The following is a 16,589-nucleotide window of genomic DNA, read 5'->3' on the forward strand; positions in this document are numbered from 1 at the left end:
ATGACATCTTTATATAAAAAACTGGCATCGGTTATTCACCAATGCCAGTTTTTTATATAAGAGTACTACAGTTTAAAATAAGTCATATTCATTACTACTTATTTTTGTCATTATCTACCTCTATAGCCCCTAATATCGTTTTATATTTCAAATCTAGCTTTTGAATCTTCTAAAAAATGCAACTAGAGCAATTAAAACAATTACTAAACTGCCCATTATTGATAACCAAATTCCAGACTCATATCCAGTTTGTGGTAACCCAAATTTATTCTTATCATTAGTCTGCTGCTTATTTGAATTATTAGTATTATTTTGATTAGTTGCTGGTAGATTCTCAGGATAATCTTTTACTGTCAGATTAACTAATTTATTAGTATTTTGAAATTCGACAGTAAACAGTATCTGTTTGGAACTCAGCTTATATCCCTTTGGTGCACGTATTTCAATAAAGTAATAATTTCCTGGTTTCAAATTATCAACTTTGATTTGTCCCTTACCATCAGTTGTCAAGCCACTCGCAATCTTTGTTCCATCTGCTTTATACAGGTCAAAAACCGCACCGGCTAAGACTTTGCCAGTATTTCCATCTGTCTTAGTTAAAAGAACTGAGCCCGTTTTTTCTGTGTTTTCCGCTGATACAACTGCCACCTTGGCCGTTGTTTGTAATTCAACAACAAAACTATATTTAGTGTCTTTATTAAAATCATATCCGGCTGGAGCTGCGGTTTCCTTAAAGTAATAATTCCCTGGTCTCAAGTTATCAACTTTAATTTGTCCCTTGCTGTCAGTTGTCAAACCGCTCACAACCTTCGTTCCATCTGCCTTATACAGGTCAAATGTCGCTCCAGCTAAGGCTTTACCAGTGTCACCATCCGTTTTGGTCAAAATAACTGAACCAGTTTTTTCTGCATTTTCTGCAGATACAACTGCCACCTTGGCTGTTGTTTGTAATTCAACGATGAATCCATAATGCGTGTCTTTATTAAAATCATACCCAGCCGGGGCTTTAGTCTCAACAAAGTAATAATTCCCTGGCTTCAAATTATCAACTTTAATTTGTCCCTTGCTGTCAGTTGTTAAATCACTCTTGTTGATCTTTGTTCCATCTGCCTTATACAGGTCGAAAGTTGCTCCAGCTAAGGCTTTACCAGTATCACTATCGGTCTTGGTTAAGAGAACTGAACCAGTTGTTTCTGCGTTTGCCGCTGAAACAGTCGCAACTTGTGCTGTCGACTGGAACACAACAGTGAAATTCTTCTTACTACTATCGAGCTCATATCCCGCTGGGGCTTTAGTCTCAACAAAGTAATAATTGCCTGGTTTCAAGCTATCAACTTTAATTTGTCCATTGCTGTCAGTTGTCAAATCACTCGCAATCTTTGTTCCATCTGCATTGTATAAATCAAAAGTTGCACCGGCTAGTGTCTTCCCAGTATCACTATCCGTCTTCGTTAAAACAACTGAACCAGTTTTTTCTGCATTTGCCGCTGAAACTGTTGCCACCTTGGCTATTGTTTGTAATTCAACAGTGAAGCCATAATGTGTGTCCTTATTGAAATCATAGCCAGCTGGGGCCGCAGTTTCAACAAAGTAATAATTCCCTGGTTTCAAATCATCAACTTTAATTTGTCCATTGCTATCGGTTGTCAAATCACTCGTAATCTTTGTTCCATCCGCCTTATACAGGTCGAATGTCGCTCCAGCTAAGACTTTGCCAGTATCACTATCGGTCTTCGTTAAGAGAACTGAACCGGTTGTTTCTGCATTTGATGCTGAAACAGTCGCGACTTGAGCTGTCGACTGGAATATAACAGTGAAGCTCTTCTTACTACTATCAAGATCATATCCGGCTGGTGCTTTAGTCTCAACAAAGTAATAATCTCCTGGTTTTAAACCATTGGCTTTAATTTGTCCGTTGCTGTCAGTCGTTAAATCACTTTTGACCTTTGTTCCGTCCGCTTTATATAAATCAAAAGTTGCACCGGCTAATGTCTTCCCAGTATCACTATCGGTCTTGGTCAAAATAACTGAACCGGTTGTTTCTGCATTTGCCGCTGAAACAGTTGCTACCTTGGTTGTTGTCTGTAATTCAACAGAGAAGCTCTTCTTACTACTATCAAGATCATATCCTGCAGGTGCTGCTGTTTCGACGAAATAATAATTTCCTGGTTTCAAATTATCATAAGTGAGCTGTCCGTTACTGTCAGTTGTCAAACCACTCACAACCCTTGTTCCATCTGCCTTATACAGGTCGAAGGTTGCTCCAGCCAACGGTTGATTGGTATCACTATCGGTCTTGGTCAAAACAACTGAACCGGTTGTTTCTGTATTTCCTGCTGAAACAGTCGCTACCTTGGTTGTTGTCTGTAATTCAACAGTAAAATCATAATGTGTGTCTTTATTGAAATCGTATCCTGCTGGAGCTGCAGTTTCAACAAAGTAATAGCTTCCTGGTTTCAAATTATCATAGGTAAGCTGTCCCTTACTATCGGTTGTCAACCCACTTGCAACTTTGGTTCCATCCGCCTTATACAGATCAAGGTTGCACCAGCTAAGACTTTACCAGTATCACTATCGGTCTTCGTCAGAACAACTGAACCAGTCTTTTCAGCATCACTAACACTAAGTTTTTGCTGAATATTACTGCCATCAATTGTGAATGGCTGCTGGGTTGTATCTAGTTCATAACCTGCAGGTGCGTCTGTTTCAACTGCATAATATTCACCAGCGTTCAATCCCGAATAGCTAATCTCACCATTTTCGTCAGTCGTTAACCCTGATTTGACTAACGTTCCATCGTCTTTGTAAAGGCTAAAAACTGCACCAGCTAACGGTTTGGTAGTATCACTATCGGTCTTTTGAATCGTGATCTTTCCTTTTTCATTAGTAATCGACTGAGTGACTTGATTAGCAGCATTAGCAGCACTATAGTTGACAGTGATTTCTTTGCCACTCGCCAAGTCTGATGAGATCACATAACCATCTGGCGCTGAAGTCTCAACTAAAATATATTTACCTGACTTTAAATTATTCCATTGCAATTGACCATCAGAATCAGTTGTTCCTGAGCGCAACAGTTGTCCTTTTGCACCTGAAACATCTGCATACAATTCAAAACTAGCTCCAGCAATTGCAGCCTTGCTGTCTGCATCTGACTTAGTTACTACTAAATTTGTATTCTTCCCCGAAGCTGAGCCGCTATTGTTCACCACATTTGTAGATCCAATTGTGTTGCTTTCAACAGGCTTTTCACCCTGAGCATTTATCGAAGCTGTATTGGTAAGCTGATCATTTGTCAGTGATGAATTAATCAAAGAGCGATAATCAATTGAATATGCTGTGGTAATTTTGTTCTTGAAAATAATCTGTAATGTTTGCTTCCCAGTCAGCTGATCCGTCTCCAAATCAATTGTGTAATCCGTACCTAACTGCAATGGACTACTCTTATCTTCAGTGAAGCTCCCATCAGCTGCGACCTTCCCCGGATAAATTACGATTGAATCTTGATCAATAATTTGATTATCCGAAGGCTCATCCTTAACAACAACACCTGTTAGAGTTGACTGTGCCTTATTAACCCAGATATTCCAAGTAGCATATGCTGCATTGGTTGGGTCCTGTTTACCAGTTTTCTCAACAACATTCCCACTATTTGGAACTGTAACTTGGGCTGCTAAAGTACTCGAATTGCTGTTATTAACATAAGTCGCGGTATTATCATAGGTTGCTTGATCAATAACCTTATCAGCCAAACTCGTATCATACGTTAAAACATATGCTTTAGTGCTTCCTGCTGGCAGATTAGCTGTAATTGTCTTTGAACTGCTGTCATAACTGATGTCAGCATTATTAACCTGACTACCTTGAGTATATGATCCATTCGAATTGATAGTTGCCTCATATAATTTAGCGCTATCTGCCACATAATCTTGATCGCCAATGATTGGATCAGTGATCTTGGCATTTGTCAAAGTCCGTTGGTTATAGTTTGTTACAACATTCCACGTAATCTTTTTTGAGACAGCATTGTAACTACCAGATTTACTGCCATCGTTCTTAAATTCTGTTTTAGGAGTAAAATCAGCACTCCCATTGTTTGTATGCTTTGTACCTGTTTGCTCATACCAAGTTGCAGTTGCAGTATTAGTCCACGTGCTCCCTGTAGGCAGCTTTTGTGTTTCAAAACTAGTCTTATAACTTAATGTGTACCAATCTTTAGCACTGTTAGCCAAATCACCCTTAAAAGCAATTGTAAACCCATTACCATCCTGAGTGACTGTATAATCAGTCCCTTCTGTCAGGATTGTATTTGTATCCTTATCTTTTAAAACAAAGGAGTCATAATCAACCGTCAGACCATCTGGTACTGGATCCGTCATTGACCAATTCTTCATATCCTGACGTGCTTTGTTAATGTCAAAGTTCCATGTAGTGGTTTTGGCATTATAATCAACAGTTCCTAATGACTTGGTTAAGCCTTGTTGACCAACAGTCTGCTCACCTGCATCAGTTGTTTGCTCATCACTAGTAACCGAGTTATTGATTGTGGTGCTACCATCAATAGCTGCCGTCACTTGCGATTGATACGAAATCTTAACACCTTGTGTCAGACCATTGACAAAATTAATTGTCATTATTGACTTATCTGAACTATAACCCACAGTGTAATTGGCTGATGGAACAGTAGTACCATCTTCATAAGTTAATGTAGGCGTACCCGAAAAGGCCTGCCCAGCTGAAAGAGTGTCGACCAATGTTGCCTGATCAGCTGTTAGACTCTTTTCTCCATAATTATAATTAATATGCCAGTTGTACTTTTGACCCCCATTATTATCCTGCCCATCATAGGCTTTTTGGAGTAATTTCCCATAATTGGCACTCACAGTTGCCGTTGCTGGTGAGTCTTTTCCATCATTACTCAAAGTCGCTGTATTTGTAAAAGTTATTTTACCACCATCATTAGGAATAACAGAACTACTGCTATCAATATCCGTTTTATATTCGATTTTGAATGCTTGGTAGGTATCAGCATAACCACCAATGAATGTGACTGTACCATTTGAATCAATTGTATAATCAGTTCCCGCAACCAACGCAGCACCTGTAGCCGTTACTTTACCTGTTTGATCAACTGTTTGTGGATAAACAGCCACCGAGTTTAACTTAGTTCCATTTGGTAATGGATCGGTAACAGTTGCATCCTTCAATTCATTGCTATTAGTATTAATTGTTACATCCCAAGTGATACCGGTTGGATTATTACCAGAACTATTCGCACCGGTTAAAGTCCCAGCTTTTGCAATAGCACTTCCTCCAGTCGGCTTAACAACAATTGGAAAACTGACTGGCCCAGCAGTTGTATCAACTATAATATTTTGTTTTCCCGTTGTATAATCACTTGAAATACTTGAAGTATAATTAAAATCTCCACTAATAGTATCATGAGAATCAACTTTATCATTGAAAGTAAAAGTGACCTTACCATCACTAGTAATTGTGTAAGTTCCAAAGTCTCCTAATGAACCTGTTCCCGGTTTATATTGAACTCCACTTGGAAGACTAAAAGTAAAGTAATCTCCCCCTTTTATCTGATAGTTATCCGTCAGATTATTAGGAATTGACCACTTGTAATCAAAGTTCAAATTGGTCTCAGATGTAACATCATTAGCGTCAACTGCATTCCCCTTTGAATCAGTGAAAGCAAGCGTTGCACTATCAATAATCGTACCATTTGAAGCACTTGGTAGATATTGCGAGATGTCATTGCCACTGTTTACCGCAAGAGATACAACTTTACGAGTTGCTGCGCTTGATGAACTGGCTGAACTCGATGAAGCCGAACTAGAAGAACTGGCTGAACTTGACGAACTGGTCGTATCCGAGCTGGAAGAGCTAGTCGCACTTGATGTGCTCGATGAACTTGATGCCGCTTCCAAGCTAGCCGTAACTTTTTGTGCCTGCAATCCAAATTGTAATGTGCCCGTCAAAGATGAATCATCAGCTAAGTCCAATTTCAAAGTTACCGTTCCTTGTACGTTAGCTTTGCTTGATAAGATTAACTGACTATCCGTAACTTGATATTGTCCAAGTACAGTTGAATTATCGCTAGCAGTTATTGCTTCATTTGTAACCTGCTTCAACTTCACATTGTCTCCCGAACTAATATCTATTTTAGTCGTTTGTTCTTGGTCAGTTGAATTATCCAACTGAACTTTCAAATCAACTTGCTTCTCGTTGCTAGTATCCTGTTGTGCAGATATTAGCTTAACAGATGTTGAAGTATCACTGACTTGATCAGTCGTAGTCGCATCAACAATCGGCGTAAATATCTGCAATAATAACACAAGTGCTAGACTCACCGAATATACCCTTTCAAACCATTTTGTTTTCCTCACATTTGCTCTCCCCTTTAACTTTTTTATACAAATCACTAAAATCCCAAAAGAACAAGTAAACTTTACCCTTTTTTATAAAAGATTACTCATAATTTACATTTTACTTTATTGTATTAAGTATAATCAAGTTTTTATGTAGCATATTTGACTGTTTTTTTGGGTAAATATTTATTGTCCATTTAATTACACTAAAATAAACAAAAAATGAGACTAATAAAAAAGTTAACAGTATGAATAAAAGTCCTAAATAGCACAGCTTTCACCTCATAAACCACAAAAAAGTTATCTTTGTAACCCTGTAATAAACTTTGTAAATTATTGGCAAATAAAAAACTGGTCAATCCGACTCAACAAAATGGCAATTGCCAAAATGTTAGGGACTGTACCAGTTACTTTGTATATATTACTATTTTATTTTTCAACTTTGCCAAAAGACAAACCGACTACACTATCGCTACTAACCCAGCTGCCAGAATTCCTCCCACAAGCGGTCCAACCATAGGAACCCAAGCATACCCCCAATTAGGGTTTGTTTTGTTGGGGACTGGCAAAACTGTGTATGCTAATCTAGGACCCCAATCACGCGCAGGATTGAGGGCAAAACCGGTTGTTCCACCTAATGCCTGACCAACAACCGTAATTAACAAACCAACAATCAAAGGCTTGAGCCCTTGAGTAAAATTGCCTAGATTCAATAAGGTAAAAATAAAAATAAATGTCGCAATAACTTCACTTAAGAAATTAAAAACTGGGTTGTTAATTGCAGGTGCGGTAGCGAATATGCCAACAGTATTGCCTTCTTCAACTGTTTTAGAGTCTTTGAAATGCGGGTAATATTGTACGATAACAATCGCTGCACCGATGAAGGCACCAATGAATTGACCCAGTAAATATGGTAAGACTTGACTCCAAGGGAAAAATCCAAATAATGCAAATCCAATCGTTACTGCGGGGTTAAGATGTCCCAATGAACCGAATGCTCCAGCAACATATACACCAAAGGTCACCGCTAACCCCCATGCAATCGAGATGTACCACCAATTTTGTCCATTAGCATACGATTTTTTTAAGTTAACACCAGCTCCACATCCAACACCAAAGACAATTAAAACGGCTGTTCCAAATAACTCTCCCCAGAAACCATTCATTATTTTTCCCCCTTACTTAATCTTCAATGGTGCCAATTGTTGTTCAATATCTGCAAGTGTGACATCTGCTTCTAACAGAGTGGCTGCTGTATATGCACCCTCTATCAAAGCAACATCATAGATATTCACCTTCTTATCAGACATTTCAACGGCTAATTCCAGATTCATCTTAGAACTTCCCAAATCATAAAAAGCTAACAGTTCCTGTGCTTCGTTATGTTCAAAAGCATCCATGATTTTCCCCGCACTTGTGCCTATTTCATTGTCATCCGTTCCTCCAGCAAATGTAATTGAAACATCAGCTGCAACCTGTTCCAATAACTTAGGTATTCCCATGGCAACTTCTGGCACATGTGAGACGATCACTATTCCAATTTTTTTTGTCATTTAATCCCTCCTGCTGCAATGAAACTTTCAAATAAATACTGACTTGAAACAGCTCCCGGATCCAAATGACCAACTGAACGTTCACCTAAATACGAAGCTCTTCCCTTTTTCGCTACCAAATCCCTAGTTCCTTCAGCTGCTTCTTTCACCTTTTCAACCGATAAACTAGCGGCTGCTAGTGCATCAACAACTGGCGCCCAGACGTCAATCATTGTTTTATCACCTGTTGTTGCTCCACCGCGTTTTTTGATTCCTTCTAGTGCCAACTTAAACAATTCCGCCGGTTCCTGTGTTTCTTCACAATTTTTAGCCATTTCTAGAAATGCCGTTCCATACAACGGGCCAGCAGCTCCACCAACTTTGCTAATCAAGGACATGGCAATTGTTTTGAAAGTCAGCTTTAAATCTGGTTCAGAAAGCTTAGCAAGACCATCCTTAACTCCTTGCATCCCCCTCATCATATTATTGCCGTGATCACCATCACCAATTGGCGTATCAAGTTCACTTAAATATGCTTTTTGTTCGCTAATTTTCTGGTAAAATAATTCCATCCATTTATCCACTATCTCAACTGTTATCATCATATCTCTCCTTCTACCATGCAATCGTTTCAACTGGATAATTCAAATAATCCAGCCATTTTTCATCAACTAAGTCGAAAATTGTCAAGGATATTCCCGCCATATCAATTGAAGTCATGTAATTCCCAACCTTCATAAAAGCTGGTACAATCTTTTTCTTAGCAAGCTCATCAAGCAAATCATGGCTAAACACATATTGTTCCATTAACGGAGTCGCACCCATCCCATTAACCAGTACAGCATATTTATGTCCTGCATCCAACTTTAGCTCGCTATCGATTTTAGAAACTAATTCCTCAACCAGCTTACGCGAGGTCTTAATCTTCTCTCTGCGATAACCAGGTTCACTATGAATTCCGACTCCGTATTCGATCTCATCATCAGCAAGTTCAAACCCAGGCTTTCCTACTTCGGGAACCGTTGCTGCCGACAAAGCCACAGCAATCGTATTAATATGCGGCAATACTTCCTTTGCCAATTTTTCAATTTCTGCCAATGAAGCCCCTTGATCTGCAGCAGCCCCAACTATTTTGTGCATGATTACAGTTCCAGCAACTCCACGCCTTCCCTGAGTATATAGGCTGTCTTCAACCGCAATATCATCATCAACAATGATTGATTTAACCGGGATATCATCTAGTTCAGCCATATCACTAGCCATGTCGAAATTCATCACATCTCCAGAGTAATTCTTAATAACTAGAAATACCCCTTTACCTGTATTTACAGCTTTGATTGCCTCGTAAATCTGATCTGGTGTTGGTGAAGTGAAGACTTGACCTGCAACTGCTGCGCTTAGCATCCCTTTGCCTACAAAACCGGGATGTGCAGGTTCATGCCCGCTCCCGCCTCCGCTTACAATTCCGACTTTTCCATCCATTGAAGCTTTGTCACTTCTCACAACAGCCTCTGTCTCAGGTATGCGAGTTACATATTGCGGATATGCTCTAACCAAGCCATCGATCATTTCTGGGACAACATCTCCAGGATCATTAATTATCTTCTTCAATCTAATTACTCCCCTTCAAAAGTATCTTTCCATAATTAATACGCTTACAAAATAATCATAACGCACCTCTTATACACTTCTTTTTACCATAAATTTACCAATAATTATAGTGAAAAGGCTTACTGCAGTTAACAAATTGGTAAAATAAATGTTTAAAAAATATTTTCTTAACTAACTATATTTTTTATCATGAAGAAGTGTCACATACGACTGCTTAAATTTATATAAAATACAAAACAATTACATTTATCACACAATTCTCTTACAAGCGACAACTACACTTAAGTTGTTATAAATTAAAAATATTAAGGAGTAAGGCAATGTCTATTGAATTAACTAATATTTCAAAAACATATAATGGTTCAGACTTTATACTTTCAGATATTTCTGTCAAGATCGAAACAGGAGAATTCTTTGCGATTGTAGGTCCATCAGGATGTGGTAAAAGTACACTTTTACGTATGATTGCAGGATTAATTCCTATTTCAAATGGTCAGCTAAGAATTGATGATGAAGATGTTACCAACCTTCCTCCTCAAGAACGAGCATTGACCATGGTTTTTCAAAACTATGCCCTTTTCCCCTTTTTGAATGTCAAAGACAACGTGGCTTTTGGTCTAAAAGCACGTAAGATGAACAGCTCTGAAATCAATACTCGTGTTAACCATGCACTTGAACTAGTCAATTTAACAGATTTTAGTGAACGTAAACCAGGTGAACTCTCAGGTGGACAAAGGCAGCGTGTGGCCCTAGCTCGTGCAATTGCTAGCGATGCAAAAATCTGTCTCATGGACGAACCTCTCTCAAACTTAGATGCACAATTGCGCAATAAAATGCGTTCTGAAATTCGTGAATTACAACAAAAACTAGGTCTAACACTCATCTATGTCACTCATGATCAGGTTGAAGCAATGACAATGGCTGACAGAATTATGGTACTTAATGATGCAAAAGCACAACAAATTGACTCAGCTTCAAATATTTACGACACTCCCTCAAATACTTTTGTTGCAAGTTTCTTCGGTACCCCACAAATGAACTTGCTGCCCGTAACTTTAAAAGAAAATAAGCAACTCTCTGATGTTGAAACCAACTTAAAATTCTCTATAACAAATAGTCTAAAGGCAGGAAACTATCTGGTTGGTGTGAGACCTAATGCGCTCGCAATTGACGAAGTAAGTTCCAAGACAAATGCCATAGTAACTAATATTGAATACTTAGGAACACACTCAATTGTACATGCACAACTGGACAATTCACTGGAACTTCGAATCGAGGTTAGCAGTACTCGTAATTTATCAACCACTGAGCGAGTCTCTGTAAGTGTCACAGGAAATCATTACATTTTTAGTGAAGACGGTCAAAAGCTGTTGAATACGAATGGAGGATATACAGATGGAAACGCAAGCCAAGAACCCCAACTTCAACATAGCATCTAAAAAAAAGAAGAGCGCAGAGCTGTCACTTGGATACAATCCTTATGCAAAGGTTAAACTTTATGCAGTACTATTTTTAGGACCTTCGCTTTTAATTCTGGCGCTTTTTGTATTCTATCCGATGCTGCGCACCATCTATCTAAGCTTTTTCTTAACAAACAATCTTGGAAAACCCACTGTCTTCGTTGGACTTAAAAACTATTTCGCGCTATTTTCTTCGAACGCCTATATCAACAGTCTGATTGCAACACTTGTCTATGTTATTGCAGTCTCAATCTTCACAATTGCAATCGGTCTTGTCTTGGCACAGGCGGCTACCAAAAAAGTGGCTGGTATCAACTTCTTTAGAACCATATTCTCTGCAACGATGGGTGTTTCCGTATCAGTTGCAGCAATCTTTTGGCTATTTATCTTCAATCCTTCCGTTGGTTTGTTAAGTCAATTATTCACCGCGTTGAACCTGACACCAATTAATTGGTTGACTGAGCCAGGCTGGGCAATGACTGCCATTGTAATTTCAACAGTCTGGATGAATCTTGGCTTTACCTTTCTTATATTCTTCGGTGCGCTTCAGTCTGTGCCTTACACACTTTATGAAGCTGCACAAATAGAAGGTGTTTCTAAATCTTATCAATTTTTCCATATCACACTGCCAATGATTTCGCCAACAATTTTCTTTGTTTCAATTATCACATTGATTGAATCATTCAAAAGTTTCGGTCTAATTGATTTGATGACTGCAGGAGGACCCAATAATGCCACAAATTTACTTGTATATCGGATATATCAAGATGCATTTTTAAATGGTAATTATGGCTTAGCAAGTACCGAATCTGTCATTCTTGCGGTTATTATTGCACTTTTTACATTCATTCAATTCAAAGTTCTTGAAAAGCGAGTGACCTACTAATGACACAATATAAGAAAAGAAAAAAAATCCAACATATACTTCATTACTCATTGCTGATTATTCTAACAATTTTTATCATCATTCCTTTTTTATTGGGGCTTTGGACTAGCCTATTACCGACTGCAGATATCTCTAAAGGAGCTCTCTGGAGCAGTCATATTTCATTAGATAATTATGTGACTGCGATAACTCAGACACCTATTATTCGTTATCTCTTTAATAGCCTTGTAATTTCTTTATTAACAATGTTCGCTCAAGTCATCTTTTGTTCAATGAGCGCCTATTCCTTTGTCTTCCTCAAATTCAAAGGACGCGACTTATTATTCTATGTATTTCTTGCAACAATGATGCTGCCATTTGAAGCCGAAGTGATTCCTAACTTTACAACGGTACGTGGCCTAGGTCTGCTTAATCATTATGCGGTCATGATTATTCCTTTTCTGACTTCTGCCTTTGGTACATTCATGCTGCGCCAAGCTTTCTTGCAAATTCCAGGAGAATTGAAAGAGGCTGGGGATATCGAAGGACTATCACATTGGCAATATTACTATAAAGTTGTAATGCCTTACTCCAAAATCAGCGTTTATACACTCGCAGCATACAGCTTTCTTTCCAGTTGGAATCAATATCTGTGGCCAATGCTGACCACCTTCAGTGATAATTTTCGCCCAGTTCAAGACGGACTCAGACAGCTGCAATCACAGGAAACATTCAATAATTGGGGGATGATTCAAGCAAGTGCAGCAATCATTATAACCCCTACGTTAATCGCTTTATTCTTTGGCCAGCATTACTTCAAATCCGGACTTAATGAAGGTGCAATTAAATGAAAAGAAAAAGAACAATATTTGCCGCTCTAGTTATTATTTTTCTTGCAATAATCGGCTTTACTTTTTCACAAAAAAGTAGTGCAAAAGCTGACTCACGTATCAAGATTGTCTTTTGGCATGAAATGACTGGCCCTGGACAAGTTCAACTAAATAAATTCGTCAAAGAATTCAATGATTCACAAAACAAATACGTTGTTGTTCCACAATTCGAAGGCAACTACAACGAAGCTGTACAAAAAATATTGAACACACATGGAACCAGTACCTCGCCTGCGCTCTTCCAATCAATGGATATCTCAACAAGCCAGATTTATAACTCTGGCTACACAACGCCAGTTCAAAAGTTCATTGATAAAGAAGGCTATGACACAAGCAAAATTTCAGCTGTCGCACGTGCATTTTATTCCAAGAATGGTACACAACTCTCAATGCCATTCAATACTTCACAACCAGTACTATATTACAATGCAACTCTTCTGAAAAAATATGGCATAACTCCTCCTCCAGTCAATCCGAGCTACAGTGATATTACCAGAGTAGCCACCGAACTTTATCAGAAATCTGGGAAAAAAGTCAAAGGATTGAGTGTTGAAATCTACGGTTGGCTTTTTGAGCAATTTTTAGCTAACGGCGGCGAGTCATTGGCCAATAATGAAGATGGACATTCGGGAGTGCCAACTTCTGTTAACTTTTCAGGTACAGTGGCAACAAAAACAATGAAATGGCTGCAGGAAAATATTAAAAGCGGTGCATTCATGAACTTTGGTGCTGGTTCAAGCGCCTCTGCCAATGAGATGGCGGCATTTCTTTCAGGCAAGCTTGGAATGTTCCTGCAATCATCCGCTGATATTAGTCAGTTAACAGCTGGTACAAAAGATAAACTAGGTATCACCTATTATCCACATGCTGATGGACAAAAATCCAATGGCGTTTCAATTGGTGGAGCTTCACTCTGGATCTCAAACGATAAGTCCAGTGAAGTACAACAAGGTGCTTGGAACTTTATCAAATTCTTGATGAATGCCAAGAACCAGGCTACATGGCAAGTTGCGACTGGATACCTTGCCTTGAATAAAGATTCGCAAGATGAACCTGTACTCAAAAAATTATACAAGAGTCAACCAGAAGCAAAAGTTCCAGGACAACAGTTGCGACGTACAAAACCGAATAATACAAATTCTGGTATCTTCATGCAAGGATTGATTCAAGAACGTACCCTGACTCAGACTGCCATGGAACAAATCTATAACGGCAGCAATATTAAAAATTCGCTCGTTGAAGCGCAAAAGGCAATGAATAGCTATATAACCTCTAATAATTTGGCAAATAAGGTCAATCAAAAATAACACTAATTTCATTTTCTACGCTACACTAGCCAAATAAGAACAAAATAGAAAGGCTGGTCAAAAGTTAACTTTTGACCAGCCTTCTATTTATTCCGTATAAACGTGTTTCATAAATCATAATTCCTTTTTATATCCAACATGAAGAACGACGGCGCCTAGACTGAATTGCTGATAAGTAACTTTCCACAATCCAGTCTCTTCAAACATTTCCTTTAGCCTATTTGCAGAAACAAACTCCTTAGTCGTTTTCTGTAAATAATCATAATCTGCATAATTGTTTCCCCGCACCTTGGCAATCACAGGAACCAACTTGAAGAAGACATTCCAGACACTCTTCACGACCACATTTTGCGGCTGTGAGGTCTCCAAGCAAGCCACAAAACCTCCAGGTCTCACAACTCTCGTCATTTCACTCAGCACTTGACTTGCATCAGGAACATTTCTAAGTCCAAAACCAATTGTTGCTCCATCGAACGAATTATCCGCAAACGGCAACTCCATTGCATCTCCCTGCACTAAATCTATCTTGGCTTTTTGTTTTGTATTAAGCATTTTACCTTCAGCAAGTCTCAACATTTCTTTGCTAAAATCAAGCCCTGTAACATGTCCGCTCTCACCCAATTCGCTTGCTATGTCAGCGGTCCATGCCCCTGTTCCACAACAAACATCTAAGAGCTTTGAATTAGTCTTTATATCAAGCTTTTTCATAGTTTCCCTACGCCAATTTTTCTGTAATCCCATACTAATCCAATTATTCATCGAATCATATTCTGGAGCAACACGATCGAATAACGAATTAACTTTTTCTTCAGGTGTTTTGTTTGTGAGTACCAAATATTAGACCTCGCTTTTTATGATAGCTTTTTCAATTAATGCTATCACATTTTTTTGAATCCGCAAATTGTGCTTTTTAAAAAAGTTTCTAAAAATTAAATTTCCAATTATTGAACTATAAAAAGTAACACTTATAAAAATTAATAATACCTTATCCACTTTTCAGGCGATTCATTTTTGATATTGACTTTTGCTTAGTTCCAGCGATTAAATTTCCATTCAAAGAAAAGATTCAAAAAATGATTGACAATAAAAAATAAAAGAACTAGGATGTAATTGTAATAAAAAAAGTAACAAATAAGGAGAAAATTAATTATGACAACAATAAATGGATATGAACAAAGCGATCGTGAACAAAAATTAGATATTTTAAACTTATCTTCACTTGAAGAAAAAGCCAAAAAAATTATTCCCGCTGGCGGTTTTGGTTATATTAGCGGTGGTTCCGAAGATGAATGGACATTACATGAAAATACAAGTGCATTCAATCATATTCAGATTATTCCTCGTGCTCTTACCAATGTTGAGCAACCTACCACTGCTACTGAAGTTTTTGGATTAAAATTAAAAACACCTATTATGATGGCTCCTGCTGCTGCACAAGGTTTAGCACATTCACGAGGTGAGAAAGCAACGGCGGAAGGTTTGGCCAAAGTTGGCGGACTAATGGCTCAAAGTACCTATTCTTCAACATCAATTGCCGATACCGCTGTGGCTGGTAATGGTGCTCCTCAATTCTTCCAACTATATATGAGTAAAGATTGGAATTTCAATTACAGTCTGCTTGATGAAGCTGTAAAGGCTGGTGCTAAAGGAATTATTCTTACAGTAGATGCAACTGTAGATGGGTATAGAGAATCTGATATTATTAACAACTTCCAATTTCCAATTCCAATGGCTAACTTAGCTAAGTTCTCAGAAGGTGATGGCAAGGGAAAAGGAATTATGGAGATTTATGCCGCTGCTGCTCAAAAAATTGGGCCTGATGATGTCCGTCGGATTGCCGAATACACCAACTTACCTGTAATAGTTAAGGGAATTGAAAGTGCAGAAGATGCTTTGCTTGCAATTGGTGCCGGTGCCAAAGGAATCTATGTTTCAAATCACGGTGGTCGTCAATTAAATGGTGGACCTGCTTCGATTGATGTTTTGCATGAGGTTGCAAAAGCAGTTAACCACAAAGTCCCTGTTATCTTCGACAGTGGTGTTCGTCGCGGATCGCATGTTTTCAAAGCTCTTGCAAGCGGGGCTGATTTAGTTGCCCTTGCCCGTCCTATTATCTATGGGCTTGCTCTTGGCGGCGCTCAAGGTGTTGCTTCTGTAATCGATCACTTAAATGATGAACTAAAGATTGATATGCAATTAGCTGGAACGAAGACAATTGAAGATGTAAAGAAAGCTAAAGTTATTAGAAAATAAATTGTGGCAGACAAAACACATTTATTCGTAATAATATAGAGAAACTAAATTAAAAGTTAAATTTTGAAGTGCTCCATAATCGTTAGACAAAAATCTAATTATTATGGGGTATTTTTGACTTTTAAAACTAACTTAATATTGTTTATTGACAGCGCATTAATAAACAAGTACCCTTAGTGCATATCTATGAACGTTAAGGGGGCGACCTTTCTATGACATTTTTTAGCCCAAAAAAGATAGGGATGTTGCAAATCTGCAACCATACTTATTTTGCCATCAATCATGATTATAGAA

General features: G+C 38.3%; 12 protein-coding genes. 5 read left to right on the top strand and 7 right to left on the bottom strand.

Features of this window, described 5'->3' with window-relative positions; translation table 11 throughout:
* Positions 1-153: 153 nt before the first annotated feature.
* The 6 genes from ABF682_RS01430 to dhaK form a co-directional block, all read right to left on the bottom strand.
* A complete protein-coding gene (locus ABF682_RS01430; RefSeq protein WP_415618775.1) occupies positions 154-2,499 on the bottom strand; it encodes a SpaA isopeptide-forming pilin-related protein in 2,346 nt (781 codons plus the stop codon).
* On the bottom strand, positions 2,496-6,395 hold the full coding sequence (locus ABF682_RS01435) for a collagen binding domain-containing protein (RefSeq protein ID WP_415618776.1): 3,900 nt from the start codon (positions 6,393-6,395) through the stop codon (positions 2,496-2,498). The genes ABF682_RS01430 and ABF682_RS01435 overlap by 4 nt, the downstream gene beginning before the upstream one ends.
* A gap of 443 nt (positions 6,396-6,838) precedes the next feature.
* Entirely contained in the window at positions 6,839-7,543 is a 705-nt protein-coding gene (locus ABF682_RS01440; RefSeq protein ID WP_289980946.1) for an MIP/aquaporin family protein, read from the bottom strand.
* A gap of 12 nt (positions 7,544-7,555) precedes the next feature.
* Entirely contained in the window at positions 7,556-7,930 is a 375-nt protein-coding gene (dhaM, locus tag ABF682_RS01445; protein ID WP_289980948.1) for a dihydroxyacetone kinase phosphoryl donor subunit DhaM, read from the bottom strand.
* The gene (gene dhaL / locus ABF682_RS01450) at positions 7,927-8,514 is read right to left on the bottom strand and encodes a dihydroxyacetone kinase subunit DhaL (protein WP_289980952.1); all 588 of its coding nucleotides are present in this window, start codon (positions 8,512-8,514) and stop codon (positions 7,927-7,929) included. The genes dhaM and dhaL overlap by 4 nt, the downstream gene beginning before the upstream one ends.
* 10 nt (positions 8,515-8,524) lie before the next feature.
* Positions 8,525-9,520 (bottom strand): dihydroxyacetone kinase subunit DhaK, encoded by a 996-nt coding sequence (gene dhaK, locus ABF682_RS01455; RefSeq protein ID WP_415618777.1) that lies wholly within the window; start codon positions 9,518-9,520, stop codon positions 8,525-8,527.
* A 320-nt stretch (positions 9,521-9,840) separates the two neighbouring features.
* Here dhaK and ABF682_RS01460 point away from each other — a divergent pair, with 320 nt between their 5' ends.
* Genes ABF682_RS01460 through ABF682_RS01475 form a run of 4 tightly spaced genes read left to right on the top strand, consistent with a single transcriptional unit; the run spans position 9,841 to position 14,042 of the window.
* Complete coding sequence (locus ABF682_RS01460; RefSeq protein WP_415618778.1) at positions 9,841-10,959, top strand: ABC transporter ATP-binding protein; 1,119 nt, start codon at positions 9,841-9,843, stop codon at positions 10,957-10,959.
* Positions 10,901-11,866 carry a carbohydrate ABC transporter permease gene (locus ABF682_RS01465; protein WP_415618779.1) on the top strand — a complete coding sequence of 322 codons (966 nt, stop codon included), beginning with the start codon at positions 10,901-10,903 and terminating at the stop codon, positions 11,864-11,866. Before ABF682_RS01460 ends, ABF682_RS01465 begins: the two co-directional genes overlap by 59 nt.
* On the top strand, positions 11,866-12,696 hold the full coding sequence (locus ABF682_RS01470) for a carbohydrate ABC transporter permease (RefSeq protein WP_415618780.1): 831 nt from the start codon (positions 11,866-11,868) through the stop codon (positions 12,694-12,696). Before ABF682_RS01465 ends, ABF682_RS01470 begins: the two co-directional genes overlap by 1 nt.
* Positions 12,693-14,042: an ABC transporter substrate-binding protein gene (locus tag ABF682_RS01475; RefSeq protein ID WP_289980957.1), complete on the top strand. Its 1,350-nt coding sequence runs from the start codon at positions 12,693-12,695 to the stop codon at positions 14,040-14,042. Before ABF682_RS01470 ends, ABF682_RS01475 begins: the two co-directional genes overlap by 4 nt.
* Before the next feature lie 114 nt (positions 14,043-14,156).
* Here the strand turns inward: ABF682_RS01475 and ABF682_RS01480 are convergent, their stop codons facing one another.
* A complete protein-coding gene (locus ABF682_RS01480; RefSeq protein WP_004563413.1) occupies positions 14,157-14,876 on the bottom strand; it encodes a demethylmenaquinone methyltransferase in 720 nt (239 codons plus the stop codon).
* Between the two features lie 315 nt (positions 14,877-15,191).
* Here ABF682_RS01480 and ABF682_RS01485 point away from each other — a divergent pair, with 315 nt between their 5' ends.
* Positions 15,192-16,295, top strand: coding sequence for a lactate oxidase (locus tag ABF682_RS01485; RefSeq protein ID WP_415618781.1), 1,104 nt, complete (start codon positions 15,192-15,194; stop codon positions 16,293-16,295).
* Positions 16,296-16,589 lie beyond the last annotated feature (294 nt).

The sequence above is a fragment of the Liquorilactobacillus sp. genome (assembly GCF_047719775.1).
In the GTDB taxonomy this organism is placed as follows: Bacteria; Bacillota; Bacilli; order Lactobacillales; family Lactobacillaceae; genus Liquorilactobacillus.

What these genes read in the sequence shown, in the direction of transcription:
- ABF682_RS01440 (WP_289980946.1), bottom strand. Translation starts at nt 7,543, where the DNA reads ATGAATGGTTTCTGGGGAGAGTTATTTGGAACAGCCGTTTTAATTGTC.
- dhaM (WP_289980948.1), bottom strand. Translation starts at nt 7,930, where the DNA reads ATGACAAAAAAAATTGGAATAGTGATCGTCTCACATGTGCCAGAAGTT.
- dhaL (WP_289980952.1), bottom strand. Translation starts at nt 8,514, where the DNA reads ATGATGATAACAGTTGAGATAGTGGATAAATGGATGGAATTATTTTAC.
- ABF682_RS01460 (WP_415618778.1), top strand. Translation starts at nt 9,841, where the DNA reads ATGTCTATTGAATTAACTAATATTTCAAAAACATATAATGGTTCAGAC.
- ABF682_RS01465 (WP_415618779.1), top strand. Translation starts at nt 10,901, where the DNA reads ATGGAGGATATACAGATGGAAACGCAAGCCAAGAACCCCAACTTCAAC.
- ABF682_RS01470 (WP_415618780.1), top strand. Translation starts at nt 11,866, where the DNA reads ATGACACAATATAAGAAAAGAAAAAAAATCCAACATATACTTCATTAC.
- ABF682_RS01475 (WP_289980957.1), top strand. Translation starts at nt 12,693, where the DNA reads ATGAAAAGAAAAAGAACAATATTTGCCGCTCTAGTTATTATTTTTCTT.
- ABF682_RS01485 (WP_415618781.1), top strand. Translation starts at nt 15,192, where the DNA reads ATGACAACAATAAATGGATATGAACAAAGCGATCGTGAACAAAAATTA.